This window comes from Massilia sp. YIM B02763 (genome assembly GCF_030412015.1).
GTDB lineage: Bacteria > Pseudomonadota > Gammaproteobacteria > Burkholderiales > Burkholderiaceae_D > Telluria.
Genome location: NZ_JASNRD010000001.1, coordinates 441,590 through 462,555, shown reverse-complemented (window position 1 = coordinate 462,555; position 20,966 = coordinate 441,590). Strand labels below are relative to the sequence as shown.

The window sequence follows — 20,966 nt, the reverse complement described above, 5'->3', positions numbered from 1 at the left end:
CGCATGGTTTCGACAGCAGCGCTCGGCGACGCCACCACCCAGCTCGTGCACGGCCTCGGGCCGGACGATTGCGCGCGCGTGCATGCCGCCCTCGACTTCGCGCTGGCCGCCTACGGCGAGCGCGTGGCCACGTCCGGCCAATCGGCCTGCGAGTTTTCGGTCGGCGTGGCCGGCACGCTGGCCATGCTGCGCAGCGATGCCGAGACGCGCATCGCCGGCCTGCTGTTCGAGCTGTGCATCATGCAGCCGCACCTGGCCGAGCAGATCGAGGAACGCTTCGGCAAGGAAGTGGCGGACATGGTGCGCGGCGTGCACCAGCTGATCCGCCTGCGCGACTTGACCGCCGCCCCGGTGCCCGTCGGCCGCGGCAAGAACGCGGCCCAGGAAGCGCTGGCCCAGATCGAGACGCTGCGCAAGATGCTGCTGGCGATGGCCAGCGACATGCGCGTGGTGCTGGTGCGCCTGGCGTCCTGCGTGACGACGCTGCGCCACTTCGCCGAAAGGAAGCGCTTCGACGAGGTCACCAGCAACTACGGCCGCGAAGTGCTGGACCTGTATGCGCCGCTGGCGAACCGCCTCGGCATCTTCCAGCTCAAGTGGGAGCTGGAAGACCTGGCGTTCCGCATGATCGAGCCGGAGAACTACAAGCGCATCGCCAAGATGCTCGAAGAGAAGCGCATGCTGCGCGAGAGCTTCGTCGCGTCCTCGATCGAGCGCCTGCAGAAGGAACTGGCGGCGGCCGGCATCAAGGCCGAGGTCAGCGGCCGGCCCAAGCACATCTACAGCATCTGGAAGAAGATGCGCGGCAAGGACCTCGACTTCACCGAGCTGTACGACGTGCGCGCGTTCCGCGTGATCGTCGCCGACGTCAAGACCTGCTACACGGTGCTGGGCGTCGTGCACAATATCTGGACGCCGATCCCCAAGGAATTCGACGACTACATCTCGCGCCCCAAGCCGAACGGCTACCAGTCGCTGCACACGGTCGTGAACGCGGACGACGGCCGTCCGCTCGAGGTCCAGATCCGCACCCAGGAAATGCACGGCTTCGCGGAGTATGGCGTGGCCGCGCACTGGCGCTACAAGGAAGAAGGCGGCTCCAACTTCAAGAGCCAGCAGTACGACGAGAAGATCGCCTGGCTGCGCCAGCTGCTGGCGTGGAAGAGCGAGGTCGCCGATGCCGTCACGGGCGCCGGCGACGAGGAACTGCAGCGCGAGTGGGTCGAGAAGCTGAAGTCGACCACGCTGGACGACCGCATCTTCGTGCTCACGCCGCAGGCAAGGGTGCTGGAGCTGCCGGTGGGCGCGACGCCGATCGACTTCGCCTACCACCTGCACAGCGAGGTCGGGCACCGCTGCCGCGGCGCCAAGGTCGACGGCGTCATGGTGCCGCTGAACACGCCGCTGAAGAACGGCCAGACCTGCGAGATCATCACGGCCAAGGGCGCGCCCGGCACCGCCGGCCCGTCGCGCGACTGGCTGGGCAACGACTACACGGTCAGCAGCCGCACGCGTACCAAGATCCGCGCCTGGTTCCACGCCCAGGAACTGGCCGAGACGCTCGCCAACGGACGCGCGCTCGTGGAAAAGACGCTGCAGCGCGAGGGCAAGACGGCCGTCAACCTGGACGCGCTCGGGCACAAGCTGGGCTTCGCGAAGGTCGACGACCTGTTCATCGCCGTCGGCAAGGACAAGTTCAGCCTGCGCCACGTGGAAGCGGCGCTGCACGAACCCGTGGCCGCGCCCGAGCTGCAGGACGTCGACGTCGTCAACAAGAGCCGCGCCTCGAGCGTGGAGCAGGGCGCCAAGTCGGGCGTGCTGGTGGTCGGTACCGAAGGCCTCATGACCCAGCTGGCACGGTGCTGCAAGCCGGCGCCGCCGGACCCGATCGTCGGCTTCGTCACGCGCGGGAAGGGCGTGTCGATCCACCGCGCCAGCTGCAAGAACTTCGCCGAAATGGCCGCAAAGGCGCCCGAACGGGTGCTGGACACGGAGTGGGGCGCGACCGGTTCCGACACCGTGTACCCGATCGACATCTTCATCCTGGCGCAGGACCGGCAAGGCCTGCTGCGCGACATCTCGGAAGTGCTGACGCGCGAGAAGATCAACGTGATCGGCGTGAACACGCAAAGCGCCAAGGGCCAGGCGCGCATGGTGTTCACGGCGGAGATCGGCTCGACGAGCCAGCTGCAGAAGGCGATCGGCGCCATCGGCGAGGTCCAGGGCGTGATCGAAGCCAAACGCACGTGACGCCGGCGTGTCGGCGGGCTTCGCATGCCCGCCGCCGCCGCAGCCCAACCGTATCGCAGCGCCGATAGTATTGACTGTATCATCCCACCATGCCGCTCTCATCGCTCCTGTACATGAAGCCGTCCCGCTGGGGCGTCCACGCCGCGCGCTACCTGCGCAGCTGGTGGAACATGCTGCACCTGGGCGCGGTGGCCCTCGTGATGGCGCTGTCGCCGTCGACCTGGAACCGCGCCAACCGCCTGGCGACCTCGCGCCACATCCACGCCAGCACCTGGCAGGTGCTGCCCTGGTTCACGCTGCTCACGGCGCTCGTCAGCCTCGTGATCATCCGCATCGTCCTGGTGACGGCGCAAAGCTACGGACTGTCGCGCTTCGCGCTGGAGATGGTGGTGCGGGTGCTGGTGCTGGAACTCATCCCCCTGTCGGCGGCGCTGTTCGCGGCGCTGCGCTCGGGCATGGCCTTCGATGCCGCCGCGCTGGGCCTCGCACGAAGCGGCGTGCCCGTCGATGCCGCCGCCGGCGAGGCGCTGCTGCGCCTGCGCCGCGACCTCGTGCCGCAGGTGCTGGCCAATGCCTTTTCCGTGCTCAGCCTGGCGATGGCGAGCAGCGTCGTCGTCCTCGTCCTGGCCTACCTGAATGTCTACGGCCTGTCGCCATGGGGCATCGGCGACTACACGCGCACGGTGGGCCGGGTGTTCGATCCGACCGTCACCGTGGGCTTCGTGTGCAAGACCGTGCTGTTCGGCCTGGCCGTGGCCGTGATCCCGAGCGCGGCGATCCTCGACACGCTGCGCCACGGCTGGCGCCAGCGTTCGAACGTGCAGCCGGGCGCGCTGCGCCTGCTGTTCGTGCTGCTGCTCATCGAAGCGAGTTCGCTGGCACTGAAGTACGTCTGAACCCAGTACGTCTGAACCCGATACGTCTGAACCCGACTGTTTAAAAAAGTAAAAGGACCACGCATGGCGGAACCGCTCCCGGACGAACCGAAACACGTCGAGACCAAGGCCCTGATCCTGCTGGTCCTCATCGGCGCCCTGATCGTCGCCTTCTTCCTGTACGTGATGTACGCGCGCGGCGTATTCCAGGAGACCCAGCGCCTGACCCTCGTGGCCGACGATTCCGAAGGCGTCATCCCCGGCATGGACATGACCTTCGCCGGCTTTCCCATCGGCAGGGTGCGCCAGGTGGACCTGGGCGCGGACGGCAAGGTCAACATCCAGGTCGACATCGCCCGCGACGATGCCAAATGGCTGCGCACCACCAGCGTGTTCACGCTCGAGCGCAGCATCGTCGGCGAGACCCGGCTGCGCGCCTACAGCGGCATCCTGACCGACCCGCCGCTGCCCGACAAGTCGCAGCGCCCCGTGCTGCGCGGCGACGCCACGGCCGAGATCCCGCGCCTGCTGGGCACGGCGCGCACACTGCTGGAAAACCTGGAGGCGCTGACCCGCGCCGATTCCGCCATCGGCAACACGCTGAACAACGTCGAGACGCTGACGGGCAAACTCAACGGCCGCTACGGCGTGCTGGGCACGGCGCTGGGCGGCGACGCCGAGGCGCAGCAGCTGCTGCAGACGCTGCGCCGGGTCGACACGATCCTGGCCAAGGCCGACCGCCGCGTGTTCGGCAAGGATGGGGTGATGGACGATACCCAGGCCGCGCTCCAGCAATTGAACGGTGTGCTGAAGGACGCGCGCACGACGCTGCAGAAGGTCGACGCGGTGCTGGTCGAGGCCCAGGCCATCGGCGCCAATACCCGCACCGCCACCCAGGACCTGGGCCGCCTGCGCGGCGAGGTCGACGCCAGCCTGCGCAAGGTGAACCGCCTGGTCGACGAGATCGACCGCAAGTGGCCGTTCAAGAAGGATACGGAGATCAAGCTGCCATGACCAAGCCTCTCATCGCATGCGCCGTGCTGGCAGCGTTGCTGTCCGCCTGCGCGAACCGGCCGCAGGCGCCGGCCTGGCAACAGGACGCCCGCGGCGCGCTGGACGGGTTCACGGACGACTGGCTGCGCGGCGACACCGGCGCGGCGGAAGCGGAGTTCGCGCGCGCCCGGCGCGAGACGGCGGGCACCGGCCGCTTCGACCTGGTGGCCCAGGCCGAGCTGGTGCGCTGCGGCGTGCAGGCCGCCTCCCTCGTCTACGAGTGCCCCGGCTTCGCGGCCCTCGCGGCCGATGCGACGCCGGCCCAGCGTGCCTATGCCGCCTACCTGGACGGGCGCTGGCAGGGGCTGGATGCCGCGCTGCTGCCCGAGCAGCACCGCGCCGTCGTGGCGAGCGGCCGGATCGGCGCCACCGCCGATCCGCTCGCCCGCCTGGTGGCGGCGGGGGCGCTGCTGAAGGCCGGCCGCATCGTGCCTGACGATATCGGCAGCGCCGTCGAGACGGCGTCCGGACAGGGCTGGCGCCGGCCGCTGCTGGCCTGGCTCGGCGTGCAGGAACGGCGTGCGCTTGCCGCCGGCGACGCGGGGGCCGCCGGGCGCATCCGGCGCCGCATTGCCCTGGTGACGGATGGTGGCCAGGCGGCGCCCTGAAACGCTTGTTTCGAAGAGGAAATTCGTCGTCAAATCGCCGACGCGGCGGGAACCGGTACCCGGGGCCGGTCGTCAAATTCCTTGATTGTTCCTGGCACCCCGAAGGATTGTAAAATTTATCTCGGAACCGCCGGGCGAAGGCATCCATTTTCGTCGGCGTTCGTTTAGACTCGCGCATTCCGAACCGCCTTACAGGAGCGATGCACGACATGCCCGACACCCCTGCCGCCGACTCTCCCGCTGCCGTACCGCACCTGTCCTTTCCCGTCGTCGGCATCGGCGCGTCCGCCGGCGGCCTGTCCGCGTTGCTGCGCCTGTTCGAGAACATGCCTGCGGCCAGCGGCATGGCGTTCGTCGTCATCCTGCACCTTTCACCCAAGCACGAAAGCAATGCGGACAGCATCCTGCAACGGGTTACCCGCATGCCGGTGCTGCAGGTCGTGGACCGGGTCAAGATCGAACCCGACCATGTCTATGTGATCGCGCCCAGCATGCAGCTGGCGATGACTGACGGTTCGCTCGTGGTCACGGACATGCAGCGTCCGCGCGGCCAGCACATCGCCATCGACGCCTTCTTCCGCACGCTGGCGGAATCGCAGTTCGAGCGCGCGATCGCGCTGGTGCTGTCCGGAACGGGCGCCGACGGCGCCGTCGGCATCGGCCGCGTCAAGGAGAAGGGCGGGGTGATCGTCGTGCAGCATCCGGGAGATGCCGAGCACGATGGCATGCCGCTGGCGGCGATCGCCACGGGCCAGGTCGATTTCATCCTGCCCGTGGCGGAGATGGCGCAGAAGCTGCTGGACCTGTGGCAAAACGCCAGTACCATCGAGTTGCCGCCGATGGGCGTCGAGGCGCTCGACCATGCGCACCCCGTCGATATCGACGACAGCGCGAACGGCGAGCAGGCGCTGCAGCGTATCCTGGGTCTGCTGCGGGTGCATACGGGGCACGACTTCCGCCAGTACAAGCGGGCGACCGTGCTGCGCCGGCTGGAGCGGCGCATGCAGGTGCGCGCGATGCATTCGCTGCCGGACTACGTGCGCCTGCTGGAGGCGGACGCGAGCGAGTACAAGCTGCTGCTGAACGACCTGCTGATCGGCGTGACCAACTTCTTCCGCGACCGCGAGGCATTCGAGGTGATCGAGCGCGAGGTGCTGCCGGGGCTGTTCCGCGACCGCAAGCCCACCGACGAGGTGCGCGCCTGGAGCGCCGGCTGCGCCACCGGCGAGGAAGCGTACTCGATGGCGATGCTGCTGGCCGACCAGGCCGCGTTGATGCCCAGTCCGCCCAACTACCAGGTGTTCGCTTCCGACATCGACGAAGGCGCGATCGCGATCGCGCGCGCCGGCCTGTACCCGACCTCGATCGTCACCGACATCACGCCGGCCCGCCTGCGCCAGCACTTTACCCGCGAGGACGGGCGCTACCACATCCGCAAGGCGCTGCGCGACCGTATCCTGTTCGCCGTGCACAACCTGCTGCGCGACCCGCCGTTCTCGCGCATCGACATCATCAGCTGCCGCAACCTGCTGATCTACCTGAACCGCGACATCCAGCAGCGCGTGCTCGAGACCTTCCACTTCGCGCTGCGTCCTGGCGGCTACCTGTTCCTGGGCTCCTCCGAGTCGGCCGACTCCGTGGACGAGCTGTTCGTCCCGGTCGACAAGAAGAACCGCATCTACCGGGCAAGGGCCGCGGTGCGTGCTTTCGTCCAGCACCGCAGCAGCCAGGGTGCGCCGGCGGACCTGAACCTGCCCGAGCCACGCCACCCGGTCAGCAGCGGACGGCGCCAGGCGTCGCTGGCGGACGTGCACCAGCGCGCGTTGGCGCAGTTCGCGCCGCCCAGCGTGGTCGTCGATACCGAGCACAATATCGTCCACATGTCCGAGCGCGCCGCCCAGTTCATGCGCCTGGTCGGCGGCGAGCCGTCGCGCGACATCCTGGCGCTGGTCTTGCCCGAACTGCGCATCGACCTGCGCAGCGCGCTGTACCAGGTGCAGAACTCGGGCGTGAGCGTGGAGGGGCGGCACGTGTCGATGGCGCGTGGCGGCCGGCCCTGCATCGTCAGCATGACGGTGCGCCCGTTCCGCGACGAGGAAGCGGCGCAGGACTTCCTGCTGGTGACGTTCACCGAGACGGAGCGCAGCGTGGACCAGCCGACCGACGATGGCCGCGGGCCGGGCGACGACGTGGTGCTGTCCCAGCTCGAGGCGGAACTGCAGCGCAAGAAGCAGCAGCTGCAGGAGACGATCGAGCACGCCGAGGTGTCCAACGAAGAGCTGCGCGCCGCCAACGAGGAGCTGCAGGCGATCAACGAGGAGCTGCGCTCGGCCACCGAGGAGCTGGAAACCAGCAAGGAAGAGCTGCAGTCGGTGAACGAGGAACTCATCACCGTCAACTACGAGCTGAAGCTGAAGGTCGAGGAAACGGGCAAGGCGAACGACGACCTGAACAACCTGATCGCCTCGACCGACATCGCCACGATCTTCGTGGACAGCGCCATGCGCATCAAGCGCTTCACGCCGCGCGCCGCCGACATCTTCTCGATCATCCCGTCGGACGCGGGACGCTCGCTGCTGGACCTGACCCACCGGCTCGACTACAAGGAGCTGGCCGACGACGTGGCGCTGACCTTCAACTCGCTGCGCATGGTCGAGCGCGAGGTACGCAGCCACGAGGGCCGCTACTACATCGTGCGCCTGCTGCCCTACCGCACCATCGAAGACCGCATCGAGGGCGCCGTGATGACCTTCTTCGACATCACGGGCCGCCGCGAGGCCGAGGAGCAGCTGCGCGCGGGCGAGGCGCGCATGCGCCTGGTGGCGGAGAGCACGAAGGACTACGCGATCATCACGATGGACGCGGCGGGCTGCGTGACGAGCTGGAACCGCGGCGCCGCGCGCATGTTCGGCTGGCGCGAGGACGAGGTGCTGGGGATGAACCTCGGCTTCCTGTTCCTGCCGGAGGAGCGCGAGCGCGGCCTGCCGGCCGAGGAAATGCAGCGCGCGCGCCGCGACGGGCGGGCGATCAACGAGCGCTGGCATGTGCGCAAGGACGGCAGCCAGCTGTTCTGCAGCGGCGAGATCACCCAGATCCAGAACGGCGAATACGGCGGCTACGCGATGATCGCGCGCGACGACACCGAGCGGGTGCGCCATGACAACGAACGCGAACGGACGCTGTCCAGCGAGCAGCGCGGCCGCAACGATGCCGAGAACGCGTCGGCGCTGAAGGACGAGTTCCTGGCCGTCATGGCGCACGAGCTGCGCCATCCGCTGAACCTCATCCACATCAACGTCGAGCTGCTGTCGCGCCTGCCGGAGACCCGCCATTCTCCCGTCGTGGCCCGGTCGGCCGGCGTCATCCGCAATGCCGTGCTGAGCCAGGCCAAGCTGATCGACGACTTGCTGGACATGTCGCGCGTCCATACCGGCAAGCTCACCATGTCGATGGCGCGCATCGAGCTGGCGCCGCTGGTGCAGGGCGCCGTCGATGCCATGCGCGCCGACCCCGCCGCCGCGCGGCTGGCGCTCTCCCTCCAGGACGATCCTCCTTGCCTGCGCGTGATGGCCGACAGCGTGCGCATCGAGCAGGTGGTGATGAATTTGCTGAGCAACGCCGTCAAGTTCACGCCTCCGGGCGGTGCGGTCGCAGTGGCGCTGGCACGCGAGGACGGCAACGCGCGCATCGACGTCGTCGACACGGGGCAGGGCATCTCGGCGGGGTTCCTGCCCCAGGTATTCGACATGTTCGCCCAGCCCGGCTCGGTGACGACGCGCTCCAAGGGCGGCCTCGGCATCGGCCTGGCGCTGGTGCGCGAGATCGTCGCGCTGCACGGCGGCCGCGTCGAAGCCTTCTCGGAAGGCGTGGGCAAGGGCGCGCGCTTCACCGTCTGGCTGCCGCTGCTGGGCGAGGGGGGCGACCAGCCGCAAGCCGACGGCGGCCACGGCGCGCAGGACATCGCCGGCGTGCGCATCCTGCTGGTCGACGATGTCGAGGACGTCGTGTCGACCTGCCAGGCGCTGCTCGAGATGCATGGCGCCGTCGTGATCGGGGCGACCAGCGGCCAGCAGGCGCTGGAGATCCTGGCGCAGCAGGATGTCGACCTGCTGGTCTCGGATATCTCGATGCCCGGCATGGACGGCTATGCGCTGCTGAAGGCCGCGCGTCAGCTGCCGCGCCACGCGCGGCTGCCGGCGATCGCCGTGACGGGCATGGCGCGCGAGCGCGACATCGCCCAGGCGCGCGGGTCCGGCTTCGATGCCCACGTGGGCAAGCCGATGTCGGTCGAGCGCCTGACGGAGATCATCCGCGACCTGCTGCCGGAGCGGCGCCAGGCCTGAAGCGCTGGCCGTAGGGCAGGGGGCGGCGCCGGGCACGGCTGCTAGCATGGTTTGCTTGCGCCGCATCCGGCGGCGCCGACACTGCCAGGAGCCCTCCATGAATACCTACAACATCAAGAACATCACCCTGCTGGCTGCCGCCGCGCTGCCGCTCCTGTTCGGCGCCGGCCTGCCGGCCGCCGCCCACGCCGCCGACCAGGGCGGCGCCGCCAAGCCCACCGTCGTGCTGGTGCACGGCGCCTTCGCCGACTCGTCGAGCTGGGACGGCGTCACCGCCAAGCTGCAGGCCGACGGCTACCGCGTGATCGGCGCGGCCAATCCGCTGCGCAGCGTGAGGGGCGACGCCGAGTTCGTGGCCTCCGTGCTCAAGAGCGTGGCCGGCCCCGTCGTGCTGGTGGGGCACTCCTACGGCGGCTCCGTCATTACCGCCGCGGCCAACGGCCAGGCCAACGTCAAGGCGCTCGTCTACGTGTCGGCGTTCGCCCCGGACAAGGGCGAGAGCGCACTCGACCTGAGCAACAAGTTCCCGGGCAGCACGCTGGGGCCGGCGCTGGCCAAGCCGGTGCCGCTGGCGGGCGGAGGCGCGGACCTGTACATCGACCAGCAGAAATTCCCGGCCCAGTTCGCCGCCGACGTGCCCCACGCCAAGGCCGTGCTGATGGCCGCCGGCCAGCGCCCCGTGACCGATGCGGCGCTGAAGGAGGCATCGGGCGAGCCGGCGTGGAAGAAGATTCCGTCGTGGTCGATCTACGGCAAGCAGGACAAGAACATCCCGCCGGCGGCGATGGCCTTCATGGCCGAGCGCGCGAAGTCGCGCCACACCGTCACCGTCGACGGCGCCTCGCACGTGGTGATGGTGTCCCACCCGGCCGAGGTGGCGAAGCTGATCGAGGAAGCGGCGACGGCCAAGTAAGCATCAGGACGTGCGCCGGCCTTTCGCGCGATCCAGCAGCGCATCGATGGGAATGCCGGCATCGCGCGCGATCTCGGCGATGCGCGCCTGGGCGCCTTGCAGTTCCTGGCGCCGGCGCGCCTTGATGGCCTGCTCGACGTCGAACAGCAGGCCTTTCAGTTCGCCGAGGGTGTAATCGGAGAGGTCGATTGCCGCCATGGTGGTCCTTGTTGGTATCGGTGTCGGTATCGGGTCGATGACGGTGAGCTTACATCGTCGTGCCGGGCGAGGGCGGCCGCGTGGACGCCGTGCGCAATGCCGGCGGCAGGCGGTTGTGGATGTGGGTGGCGGCTCTTGCTGCCTGGCCCGTCGCGACGGCGATCTGGTTCAGGCCCACGGTGACGTCGCCGATCGCGTACAGGCCCGGCACCGAGGTGGCGCCGTGGACGTCGACCACGATTTCCTCGCACTGCGCCGTCTCCGCGCCCAGCTTCGCCGCCAGGCCGGAGCGGGCGTTTTCTCCCAGCATCGGGTAGAACACGTCGGCGCCGTGCTCCTGCCCGTCTTCCGTGTGCAGCACGGGCTTCATCGACGCGTCCAGCGTCACCGACAGCAGCGGCGAATCGACCAGGCGCACGCCGGCGGCCGCCAGGCGGCGGCGGTCGTCGTCCGTCAGCGCCGTGGGCGACATGCGCTCGAACAGCGTGACCTCGGCGCTGAATGTGCGCATGAACAGCGCATGGCCGACCGGATTCACTTCCGAGGTCGCCACGGCGATGTGCTTGTCCATCACGTCGAAGCCGTCGCACACGGGACACAGCCGGACGGAGCCGAAGGCGATCGCCTCGCGCCACATTTCGATGGGCAGTCCCGCGTCGGCCACGCCGGTGGCCAGCAGCACCGTGTGGGCGCGGATCTCGCGGCGCGCGTCGTCCGGGGCGCCCTCGGGCAGGCAGTCGGCGACGAACACGCCATCCTCGATGCGCAGGCCGAGGATCTCGCCGTGCGTCACCGTGCCGCCGTAGCGTTCCAGCTGGGCCGTGAGATTGCCCAGGAGCGTGGTGCCGGGCACGCCCTCGGGAAAGCCGGGGTAGTTGTGCGAGACCGGGATCAGGCGCAGGCGGCTGTTGCCCTTGTCGACGAGGGCGACGTCGCGGGTGAAGCGGCGCAGGTAGATCGCGGCGGTCAGGCCGCCGGGGCCGCCACCGACGACCAGCGTGTCGTGGACATGTGATTGGGGGGCATGTGGGTGCGTGGACATGCACCGATTATCCGCAGGCCGGATAAGGCCGGGCTATCGGCGCGCGTGCCGCGGCCGGGTCGGAGCGGGCTTACAGCGGCGCCGCCGGCACGGATCAGTGGTTGTGCGTCTCGGGCTGCAGCGTCACGTGGTCGATGCCATGCCTTTCGCGCAGCATGGCCTTGGCAGCTTCCAGCACCTCGGGCCAGGCGGCCAGGTCGGCCACCTGCACGTGGCCGATCAGGGCCGGCTCGCCCGGCGACATGTCCCAGACGTGCAGGTCGTGCACGGAAGACACGCCCGGCACGGCGGCCAGGTCGGTGCCGACCTGCACGTAGTCGATGTGGTGCGGCACGCCTTCCATCAGGAAGTGGTAGGACTCGCGCAGGATGCCCACGGTCGAGCGCAGGATCAGCAGCGAGACGAAGATCGACAGGATCGGGTCGATGCGCACCCAGCCCGTGAAGTGGATGATGGCGCCGGCGGCGATCGCGGCGGCCGAGCCGAGCAGGTCGCCCAGCACGTTGACGAGGGCGGCGCGGGTATTGATGCTCTGCTCGTCGCGCGACAGGACCCAGGCGACGAGGATATTGATGCAGCCGCCGATCGCCGCGACGACGAACACGACGCCGCCCTGCACGTGCTCGGGATGCACGAGGCGCTGCGCCGCCTCGTAGACGATCCAGGCGACCAGCAGGAGCATCGCCAGGCTGTTGACGAAGGCGGCCAGCGCCTCGGCGCGCACGAAGCCGAACGAATGGCGCGCCGACGGCGGCCGCTTGGCGATCAGCTGGGCCAGCAGCGCCAGGCCCAGGGCGGCCGCGTCGGTGACCATGTGGCCGGCGTCCGAGATCAGCGCCAGCGAATTCGACATGACGCCGGTAACGGCTTCGATCAGCGCGAACAGCAGCGTCAGGCCGAGCGCCAGCCCCATCGCCTTCTGGCTGCGGCCTTCGATGGTATGGCCGTGGCGGGCGTCGCCGTCGAGGTGGGCGTGCAGGTGGGCGGAGGCGGACTGGTCGGACATGGAAAACAATCGAAATGCGGAGCGCAGAGTATACCGTAGGGTGGACGGCTCCACCCCGCGGCTCGCGGTGACGCAGCATGTGCGCCGTCCACGCGTGACGCCTGCGTCATGTTGGCAGAGTCCACGCGTGACACCCGCGTCATGTTGGCAGAGTCCACGCGTGACGCCTGCGTCATGTTGGCAGAGTCCACGCCTGCCTCATGTTGTCCTGCAAAACGCATGACCTTGCGAAATCGCATGATTCTCCCTATAATAGCGGCATACGGGCGGTTAGTTCAGCTGGTTAGAATACTTGGTCGACATCCAAGGGGTCGCAGATTCGAATTCTGCACCGCCCACCAGAACACCAAAGACGAGCGCGGGGAACTTCGGTTTTCCGCTCTTGTCGTCAGTAAGAGCGAGAAAGGCGCAAACGGTTATGACACCGCGAACTACAACGCAGTTGTGGGGGAATCGCTAGACGCGGTAAGGTGTGCTTTTGTCTCGAGAAACACGACAACACTGAATGAAACGCGCCTGGTGCGCGTTTTTTTTCGTCCAAATTATTTTAGTTTCAATTCTTCTAATATCAACGGGCGCAACGGCGCCGACATGGAGCTCACAATGTTGAATGTACGTCTCCCCGACGGTTCCACCCGTCAATTCGAAGGCCCGGTGACCGTCGCCCAGGTGGCGTCCAGCATCGCCCCGAGCCTGGCCAAGGCCGCGCTGGCCGGCAAGGTCGACGGCAAGGTCGTCGATACCTCCTTCCTGATCGACCACGATGCCGACCTGGCCATCGTCACCGACAAGGATCCGGAAGGCCTGGACGTCATCCGCCACTCGACCGCCCACCTGCTGGCCTACGCCGTCAAGGAGCTGTTCCCGGAGGCGCAGGTCACCATCGGCCCCGTCATCGAGAACGGTTTCTACTACGACTTCTCGTACAAGCGCCCGTTCACCCCGGAAGACCTGCAGGCCATCGAGAAGAAAATGGTCGAGCTGGCCAAGAAGGACGAGCCGGTGACCCGCAAGGTGCTGCCGCGCGACGAAGCCGTCGCCTATTTCAAGTCGATCGGCGAGGACTACAAGGCCGAGATCATCGCCTCGATCCCGGCGAACGAGGACGTATCGCTGTATTCGGAAGGCAAGTTCACCGACCTGTGCCGCGGCCCGCACGTGCCGTCGACCGGCAAGCTGAAGGTGTTCAAGCTGATGAAGCTGGCCGGCGCCTACTGGCGCGGCGACTCGAAGAACGAGATGCTGCAGCGCGTCTACGGCACTGCCTGGACCAAAAAGGAAGACCAGGAGCAGTACCTGCACATGCTGGAAGAGGCGGAAAAGCGCGACCACAGGAAACTCGGAAAGCAATTGGACTTCTTCCACTTCCAGGACGAGGCCCCGGGCCTGATCTTCTGGCACCCGAAGGGCTGGGCGATCTGGCAGCAGGTCGAGCAGTACATGCGCAAGACCTACCAGGTGACCGGCTACGACGAAGTCAAGGCGCCGCAGATCATCGACGTGTCGCTGTGGAAGAAGACCGGCCACTGGGATAATTATCGTGAAAACATGTTCACGACCGAGTCGGAAAACCGCACCTATGCGCTGAAGCCCATGAACTGCCCGGGCCACGTGCAGATCTATAACGCCGGCCTGCGTTCCTACCGCGACCTGCCGCTGCGCTACGGCGAGTTCGGCCAGTGCCACCGCAACGAATCGTCGGGCGCGCTGCACGGCCTGATGCGCGTGCGCGGCTTTACCCAGGACGACGGCCACGTGTTCTGCACCGAAGAGCAGATCGCGGGCGAAGTGACCGCCTTCCACGCCCAGGCGATGAAGGTGTACGAGGATTTCGGTTTCGACAATATCGACGTCAAGATCGCGCTGCGTCCGGAAAACCGCATCGGCTCCGACGAAGTCTGGGACCAGGCCGAAGAGGCGCTGCGCTCGGCGCTGCGCGGCTGCGGCGTGACCTGGACCGAGCTGCCGGGCGAGGGCGCCTTCTACGGTCCGAAGATCGAGTACCACCTGAAGGACAGCCTGGGCCGTCCGTGGCAGGTCGGCACCATGCAGGTCGACTTCTCGATGCCGGGCCGCTTGGGCGCCGAATATGTTGCGGAAGACAATACCCGCAAGGTGCCCGTGATGCTGCACCGCGCGATCGTGGGTTCGATGGAGCGCTTCATCGGCATCCTGATCGAGAACTATGCGGGCGCGCTGCCCCTCTGGCTGGCGCCGGTCCAGGTCGCGGTCTTGAATATTTCGGATGCGCAAGCATCTTATGTGAAGGAGGTCGAAGCCAAGCTGAAAGCGGCCGGCCTCCGCGTTCACGCTGATTTGCGAAACGAGAAGATTACCTATAAAATCCGTGAACATTCCGTCCAAAAACTGCCGTACATTTTAGTTGTCGGCGATAAAGAACGGGATGCAAACACCGTGGCCGTTCGCGCACGCGGCAATGTCGATCTCGGCGTGATGTCGATCGATGCGCTGCTGGAACGCCTCCAGAGCGAGGTAGCATCCAAGGCGAAGTAAAGCACCATCCGCCTTGAGACGGCCCGATTACTCATACTTTCAAAGGAAACAACATAGCTACTGACAAGTCGCAAAATCGCATCAATGGCGAAATCACCCATCCGGAAATGCGCCTGAATGGTGTCGATAATGAGCCTCTGGGCATCGTGAGCCTGGCCGAAGCGTTTCGTCTGGCCGAAGAGAAAAACGTGGACCTGGTCGAGATCGCGCCGAACGCGGTCCCGCCGGTCTGCCGCCTGATGGATTACGGCAAGTTCAAGTATTCGGAACAGAAGAAAGCGCACGAAGCGAAGCTGAAGCAGAAGATCATCCAGGTCAAGGAGATCAAGTTCCGTCCTGGTACGGACGAAGGCGACTACAGCATCAAGCTGCGTAACCTGATCAAGTTCCTGGAAGAGGGCGACAAGACCAAGATCACCCTGCGCTTCCGCGGCCGCGAGATGGCCCACCAGGACATCGGCGCACGCATGCTGGAACGCCTGCGCGGCGACCTCGAGCCGTACGGCCAGGTCGAGCAGTTCCCGAAGCTGGAAGGCCGCCAGATGATCATGGTCGTTGCGCCGAAAAAGAAGAAATAGTTCTTCGCGTTGATATGTAGGGTGGACGGCTCGCCGTCCACGCGGTGATGGTTGGCGGCTCCGGTATCGTGTGCGGTATCGGAGCCCCTGCCTCTTACCGCGTGGACGTCGGAGTCGTCCACCCTGCGTCTTTTGAGATTTACCTATTCCGGCCAAACTTGTGCTAGAATCTGCGGTTCCCGTGTTTGCTGATGCGGGAAAGCAAGACTGTAGTGGACTCGCTTCTGCTGCAGAAACAAGTGAAAGCAGGCATCCAAGAGCAGCGTTGCTGCCACCTGCAATCCTGTTACATATGAGGCTGCCTGTAGAAGGGCAGAAGACTATGCCGAAAATGAAAACCAAAAGCTCCGCGAAGAAGCGTTTTCGCGTGCGCCCGGGTGGTACCGTGAAATCGGGTATGGCGTTCAAGCGTCACATCCTGACCAAGAAGACCACCAAGAACAAGCGCCAGCTGCGTGGCACCCGTAACATCAACGCGTCGGACGTCCAGAGCGTCTACCGCATGATGCCGTCTGCTGTTTAATCTCACATCTTAAGGAGCTACCATGCCTCGAGTAAAACGTGGGGTTACTGCACGTGCCCGTCACAAGAAGGTTCTTGAACTTGCCAAAGGCTATCGTGGCCGTCGCAGCAAGGTATTCCGTATTGCCAAGCAAGCAGTCATGCGCGCTGGCCAGTACGCCTACCGCGACCGTCGCAACAAGAAGCGCGTCTTCCGCGCACTGTGGATCACCCGTATCAACGCGGCTTCGCGTTCGCACGGCATGACCTACAGCGCCTTCATGAACGGCCTGAAGAAAGCCGCGATTGAACTGGACCGTAAAGTCCTGGCCGACATGGCTGTCAACGACAAGCCGGCTTTTGCCGCTATCGTGAACACCGTCAAGACCAAGCTGGCTGCCTGATACGCGTCAGCAACAAGCAATACAGCAGCGCGCTGCCGCAAGGCCGGCGCTGCGCAAAGGACGGGGCAAAGGTTGAACAGACCGATGCCCTGTTTTTGTTTCTGGCGCCTCCCGCCATCAAAACAGGAAAAGAATATCCATGAACTCGCTGGAAGAACTCGTCGTCTCGGCCCAATCCGATTTCAGTAGCGCCCAGGACGCTGCCGCGCTCGAAAACGCAAAAGCGAAATACCTGGGCAAGACCGGCCAGGTGACCGAACTGATGAAGGGCCTCGGCAAGCTCGACCCGGATCAGCGCAAGGCCCAGGGCGCCCTGATCAATGCTGCCAAAGAAAAAATCGAACAGGCATTGACCGCCCGCCGCGAGGACTTGGCCAACGCGCAATTGATGGCGCGACTGAACGCCGAATCGATCGACGTCACGCTGCCCGGCCGCGGCCGCTCGATGGGCGGCATCCACCCGGTGATGCGCACCTGGGAACGGGTCGAACAGATCTTCCGCTCGATCGGTTTCGACGTGGCCGACGGCCCCGAGATCGAAACCGACTGGACCAATTTCACCGCGCTGAACAGCCCGGAAAACCACCCGGCCCGTTCGATGCAGGACACTTTCTACATCGAAGGCCAGGACAGCACGGGCAAGCCGCTGCTGCTGCGCACCCACACGAGCCCCATGCAGGTGCGCTATGCCCGCACCCATACCCCGCCGATCAAGGTGATCGCGCCGGGCCGCACCTACCGCGTCGACAGCGACGCCACCCACTCGCCGATGTTCCACCAGGTCGAGGGCCTGTGGATCGGCGAGGACATCAGCTTCGCCGATTTGAAGGGCGTTTACCTCAATTTCGTCAAGGCCTTCTTCGAGACCGACGACCTGCAGGTTCGCTTCCGTCCGTCCTACTTCCCGTTCACCGAACCGTCGGCCGAGATCGACATCGCCTTCGGTTCCGGCCCCCTGAAAGGCCGCTGGCTGGAAGTGTCGGGCGCCGGCCAGGTGCACCCGACCGTCGTGCGCAACTTCGGCCTGGATCCTGAGAAATTCATCGGCTTCGCGTTCGGCTCCGGCCTCGAGCGCCTGACGATGCTGCGCTACGGCATCAACGACCTGCGACTGTTCTACGAGGGCGACCTGCGCTTCCTCAAACAGTTCAACTAAATGGCTTCATAAACCCACTGCGCGGGCACATTTTCGTCCTGCGATGCTCGTCGTACTCAAGTACGACTGCGCTTCTCGAACGAAACTGAGTCCGCTCGCTACGGTTTCTGAAGCCATTTGAAAAGCAAACTTAAGACCTCTAAAAGGCATTGATATGCAATTTTCTGAAAACTGGCTCCGTACCATGGTCGATCCGAAGATGAATTCGGACGAACTGGCCCACCTGCTCACGATGTCCGGCCTGGAGGTCGAGGAAGTCGAAGCCGTCGCGCCGCCGTTCTCGAACGTGGTCGTCGCCGAAGTCAAGGAAGTCGCCAAGCACCCGAACGCGGACCGCCTGAACGTGTGCCAGGTCGACGTCGGCACGGGTACGCTGCTGAACATCGTGTGCGGCGCCCCGAACGTGCGCGCCGGCATGAAGGCAATTTGCGCGATGGCCGGCGCCGTGCTGCCGCCGGGCGCGGACGGCAAGCCGTTCGAGATCAAGGTCGGCAAGCTGCGCGGCGTCGAGTCGCAGGGCATGATGTGCTCGGCCAAGGAACTGAAGATCTCGGAAGAGGGTAGCGGCCTGATGGAGCTGCCGGAAGATGCGCCGGTCGGCCAGAACATCCGCGACTACCTGCAGCTGAACGACCTGAAGTTCACCATCAAGCTGACCCCGAACAAGGCGGACTGCCTGTCCGTGCTGGGCGTGGCGCGCGAAGTGTCGGCCCTGACGGGCGAGCCCCTCACCGTGGCGCAATTCCGTCCGGTGCCCGTGTCGACCGACGAAGTGCTGCCGGTCAAGGTCTCCGCGCCCGAGCTGTGCGGCCGCTTCAGCGGTCGCGTGATCCGCGGCCTGAACGCCCGCGCCGCGACGCCGGAATGGATGAAGCGCCGCCTGGAACGCAGCGGCCAGCGCTCGGTGTCGGCCCTGGTCGACATCTCCAACTACGTGATGCTCGAAATGGGCCAGCCTTCGCACGTGTTCGACCTGGCCAAGATCCACGGCGGCATCGACGTGCGCTGGGGCAGGAAGGGCGAATCGCTGAAGCTCTTGAACGGCAACACCATCGAGGTCGACGAATGGGTCGGCGTGATCGCCGACGACAAGCAGCTCGAATCGCTGGCCGGGATCATGGGCGGCGACTCGACCGCCGTCACGCTGGACACGACCGACATCTACCTGGAAGCGGCGTTCTGGTGGCCCAGCGCCATCCAGGGCCGCGCGCGCCGCTACAACTTCTCGACCGATGCCGCCCACCGCTACGAGCGCGGCGTCGATTTCGCCGGCACCGTCGACAACATCGAGCGCCTGACCTCGCTGATCGTCGAGATCTGCGGCACGGCCGACACCAAGGTCGGCCCCGTCGACGACCAGGCCCCGAACCTGCCGCAGCGCAAGCCCGTGACGCTGCGCACGGCGCGCGCCGCCAAGGTCATCGGCGTGCCCGTCACCGACGACATGGTTGCCGACATCTTCACGCGCCTGCACCTGCCGTTCGAACGGGAAGAGGGTTTGTTCCGCGTCACCGCGCCGTCCTACCGCTTCGACATCGAGATCGAGGAAGACCTGATCGAGGAAGTGGCGCGCGTGTACGGCTTCGAGAACATCCCGACGCTGCCCCCGGTCGCGCCGAGCGCCATGCTGATCGAGCCGGAAAACACCCGCTCGCTGTTCGCCGTCCGCCGCCAGCTGGCCGACCTGGGCTACCAGGAAGTGGTGAACATGAGCTTCGTCGAGCAGCAGTGGGAAACGGACTTCGCCGACAACGCGAACCCGATCCGCCTGCAGAACCCCATCGCCAGCCAGATGAGCGTGATGCGCTCGACGCTGATCGGCAGCCTGGTCGCCAACGTGCGCTACAACCTGAACCGCAAGGCCGGCCGCGTGCGCGCGTTCGAGGTGGGTGCCGTGTACCTGCGCAACGCCGCCGCCCAGGACGGTCCGCTGTCCGTGGCCGGCTTCGACCAGCCCAAGCGCGTCGCCGCCATCGCCTACGGCCCGGCCGTGGACGAGCAGTGGGGCGCCGCGACCCGCGCCGTCGACTTCTTCGACGTCAAGGGCGACCTGGAAGCGCTGTTCTCGCCGCGCGCGGTGCGTTTCGCCAAGGCGGAACACCCGGCGCTGCACCCGGGGCGCTCCGCCTCGGTCGAGGTCGACGGCAAGGTCGTCGGCATCGTCGGCGAACTGCATCCGCGCTGGCTGCAGAAGTACGACCTGCCGCAGGCGCCCGTGCTGTTCGAGGTCGATGCGGACGCCTTGCGTGCCCGTGCCGTGCCCGTCTATGCCGAGATTTCCAAGTTCCCGGGCGCCACGCGCGACCTGGCGCTGGTCGTCAAGCAGGACGTGCCGGCCCAGGCGCTGATCGACGCGTTCCATGCCGAACTGGCATCGAACGCGCTCGGCAAGCTCGTGCAAGCCGTTGTTTTATTTGATGAATATCGCGGCAAGGGCCTGGAATCGGATGAAAAAAGCCTTGCTTTCCGCTTTGGCTTGCAAGATACTCAATCGACGCTGCAAGACGATGCGGTCGAGGCCATCATGGCCGCGCTCGCTACTGCGGCGCAACAACGGGGCGCGAAACTTCGCGCTTGATAAGGGCACGGGTCTGTAAGGGCACCGTGCCTGACCGGGGCAGCGGGCAACCGCCCGCGCCCCCACCAAAACACTGTCTGAGGCAGCAAAATTAACAACAACGACGTCGATACCGCCGTGTTCCAGGAAGCGCTGGCCGCCGATCTGCATCGTGCGATGCAGGTGGCCAAGGTGCGCAAGGAAGCGGAGCAGGCACTCCCGACCCTGACCAAGGCCGAGCTGGCCGAACTGCTGTTCGAGCAGGTCGGCCTGAACAAGCGCGAAGCCAAGGACATGGTCGAAACCTTCTTCGATGAAATCCGCAACGCGCTCGAGCGCGGCGAAGCGGTCAAGCTGTCCGGCTTCGGCAACTTCCAGTTGCGCGACAAGCCGCAACGGCCGGGCCGTAATCCGAAAACCGGGGAAGAGATCCCCATCACGGCGCGCCGCGTCGTGACGTTCCACGCCAGCCAGAAGCTGAAAGGCATGGTCGAGGAGGCGAATCCGGCCGGTTCCGGCAGCCCCTCGCTGGCGCGTGCAGCCTGATTGAGCCGAGATGACCCAGAACGACCGACCGACCAAGATGGAAGTGACCGTATTGCCGCCGATTCCAGCCAAGCGCTATTTCACGATAGGCGAGGTCAGCGATTTGTGCGGGGTCAAGCCGCATGTACTGCGTTACTGGGAACAGGAATTTACTCAGCTGAAGCCTGTCAAACGCCGAGGGAACCGCCGTTACTACCAGCATCACGAAGTGCTGCTGATCCGGCGCATCCGCGAGTTGTTGTACGAGCAGGGCTTCACGATCAGCGGCGCGCGCAACCGGCTCGACGGCCGCAGCCATCAGGAAGAGGCCGTCGAAGCGGCACCGGCCACAGCGCCGGTGCCGACCGTCGATCCGGTCCAATTGCGCGAGGAACTGCACGCCATCCTGGCACTGCTCAAGCAGGGCGCGACGGCGGCCTGAG

The 20,966-nt window shown here is 66.1% G+C and carries 17 protein-coding genes and 1 tRNA gene; 15 read left to right on the top strand and 3 right to left on the bottom strand.

Annotated features, from left to right (window positions below):
- The first annotated feature begins 3 nt into the window (after positions 1 to 3).
- The 6 genes from QPK32_RS01950 to QPK32_RS01925 all read left to right on the top strand — a co-directional run bounded on the left by QPK32_RS01950 (position 4) and on the right by QPK32_RS01925 (position 10,042).
- Positions 4 to 2,250, top strand: a complete 2,247-nt coding sequence (locus tag QPK32_RS01950) for a bifunctional (p)ppGpp synthetase/guanosine-3',5'-bis(diphosphate) 3'-pyrophosphohydrolase (RefSeq protein WP_290411091.1) — start codon at positions 4 to 6, stop codon at positions 2,248 to 2,250.
- An 89-nt stretch (positions 2,251 to 2,339) separates the two neighbouring features.
- Entirely contained in the window at positions 2,340 to 3,146 is an 807-nt protein-coding gene (locus QPK32_RS01945; RefSeq protein ID WP_290411090.1) for an ABC transporter permease, read from the top strand.
- Between the two features lie 63 nt (positions 3,147 to 3,209).
- Positions 3,210 to 4,139, top strand: coding sequence for an MlaD family protein (locus tag QPK32_RS01940; RefSeq protein ID WP_290411089.1), 930 nt, complete (start codon positions 3,210 to 3,212; stop codon positions 4,137 to 4,139).
- Positions 4,136 to 4,786 carry a hypothetical protein gene (locus tag QPK32_RS01935; RefSeq protein ID WP_290411088.1) on the top strand — a complete coding sequence of 217 codons (651 nt, stop codon included), beginning with the start codon at positions 4,136 to 4,138 and terminating at the stop codon, positions 4,784 to 4,786. Before QPK32_RS01940 ends, QPK32_RS01935 begins: the two co-directional genes overlap by 4 nt.
- 209 nt (positions 4,787 to 4,995) lie before the next feature.
- The gene (locus QPK32_RS01930; RefSeq protein ID WP_290411087.1) at positions 4,996 to 9,129 is read left to right on the top strand and encodes a CheR family methyltransferase; all 4,134 of its coding nucleotides are present in this window, start codon (positions 4,996 to 4,998) and stop codon (positions 9,127 to 9,129) included.
- 97 nt (positions 9,130 to 9,226) lie between these two features.
- The gene (locus QPK32_RS01925; protein ID WP_290411086.1) at positions 9,227 to 10,042 is read left to right on the top strand and encodes an alpha/beta fold hydrolase; all 816 of its coding nucleotides are present in this window, start codon (positions 9,227 to 9,229) and stop codon (positions 10,040 to 10,042) included.
- Between the two features lie 3 nt (positions 10,043 to 10,045).
- On the opposite strand, the gene QPK32_RS01920 is transcribed toward QPK32_RS01925, so the two are convergent.
- From QPK32_RS01920 to QPK32_RS01910, 3 genes are all read right to left on the bottom strand, one after another.
- Entirely contained in the window at positions 10,046 to 10,240 is a 195-nt protein-coding gene (locus tag QPK32_RS01920; RefSeq protein ID WP_290411085.1) for a hypothetical protein, read from the bottom strand.
- Positions 10,241 to 10,289: 49 nt separating this feature from the next.
- Complete coding sequence (locus QPK32_RS01915; RefSeq protein ID WP_290411084.1) at positions 10,290 to 11,282, bottom strand: NAD(P)/FAD-dependent oxidoreductase; 993 nt, start codon at positions 11,280 to 11,282, stop codon at positions 10,290 to 10,292.
- A 94-nt stretch (positions 11,283 to 11,376) separates the two neighbouring features.
- The gene (locus tag QPK32_RS01910) at positions 11,377 to 12,288 is read right to left on the bottom strand and encodes a cation diffusion facilitator family transporter (RefSeq protein WP_290411083.1); all 912 of its coding nucleotides are present in this window, start codon (positions 12,286 to 12,288) and stop codon (positions 11,377 to 11,379) included.
- A gap of 264 nt (positions 12,289 to 12,552) precedes the next feature.
- Here QPK32_RS01910 and QPK32_RS01905 point away from each other — a divergent pair.
- The 9 genes from QPK32_RS01905 (at position 12,553) to QPK32_RS01865 (ending at position 20,965) form a co-directional block, all read left to right on the top strand.
- Positions 12,553 to 12,629: transfer RNA gene (locus tag QPK32_RS01905), tRNA-Val, on the top strand.
- 262 nt (positions 12,630 to 12,891) lie between these two features.
- On the top strand, positions 12,892 to 14,802 hold the full coding sequence (thrS, locus tag QPK32_RS01900) for a threonine--tRNA ligase (protein WP_290411082.1): 1,911 nt from the start codon (positions 12,892 to 12,894) through the stop codon (positions 14,800 to 14,802).
- Positions 14,803 to 14,828: 26 nt separating this feature from the next.
- Positions 14,829 to 15,380, top strand: coding sequence for a translation initiation factor IF-3 (gene infC, locus QPK32_RS01895; RefSeq protein WP_290411388.1), 552 nt, complete (start codon positions 14,829 to 14,831; stop codon positions 15,378 to 15,380).
- A 322-nt stretch (positions 15,381 to 15,702) separates the two neighbouring features.
- Positions 15,703 to 15,903 (top strand): 50S ribosomal protein L35, encoded by a 201-nt coding sequence (gene rpmI / locus QPK32_RS01890; protein WP_036228503.1) that lies wholly within the window; start codon positions 15,703 to 15,705, stop codon positions 15,901 to 15,903.
- Between the two features lie 22 nt (positions 15,904 to 15,925).
- Positions 15,926 to 16,285 (top strand): 50S ribosomal protein L20, encoded by a 360-nt coding sequence (gene rplT / locus QPK32_RS01885; protein WP_047826396.1) that lies wholly within the window; start codon positions 15,926 to 15,928, stop codon positions 16,283 to 16,285.
- A 139-nt stretch (positions 16,286 to 16,424) separates the two neighbouring features.
- On the top strand, positions 16,425 to 17,441 hold the full coding sequence (pheS, locus tag QPK32_RS01880) for a phenylalanine--tRNA ligase subunit alpha (RefSeq protein WP_290411081.1): 1,017 nt from the start codon (positions 16,425 to 16,427) through the stop codon (positions 17,439 to 17,441).
- A gap of 154 nt (positions 17,442 to 17,595) precedes the next feature.
- The gene (gene pheT, locus QPK32_RS01875) at positions 17,596 to 20,019 is read left to right on the top strand and encodes a phenylalanine--tRNA ligase subunit beta (protein WP_290411080.1); all 2,424 of its coding nucleotides are present in this window, start codon (positions 17,596 to 17,598) and stop codon (positions 20,017 to 20,019) included.
- A 156-nt stretch (positions 20,020 to 20,175) separates the two neighbouring features.
- Positions 20,176 to 20,544, top strand: coding sequence for an integration host factor subunit alpha (locus QPK32_RS01870; RefSeq protein ID WP_290411387.1), 369 nt, complete (start codon positions 20,176 to 20,178; stop codon positions 20,542 to 20,544).
- 10 nt (positions 20,545 to 20,554) lie between these two features.
- Positions 20,555 to 20,965, top strand: a complete 411-nt coding sequence (locus QPK32_RS01865; RefSeq protein ID WP_290411079.1) for a MerR family transcriptional regulator — start codon at positions 20,555 to 20,557, stop codon at positions 20,963 to 20,965.
- The last annotated feature ends 1 nt before the right edge of the window (position 20,966 follow it).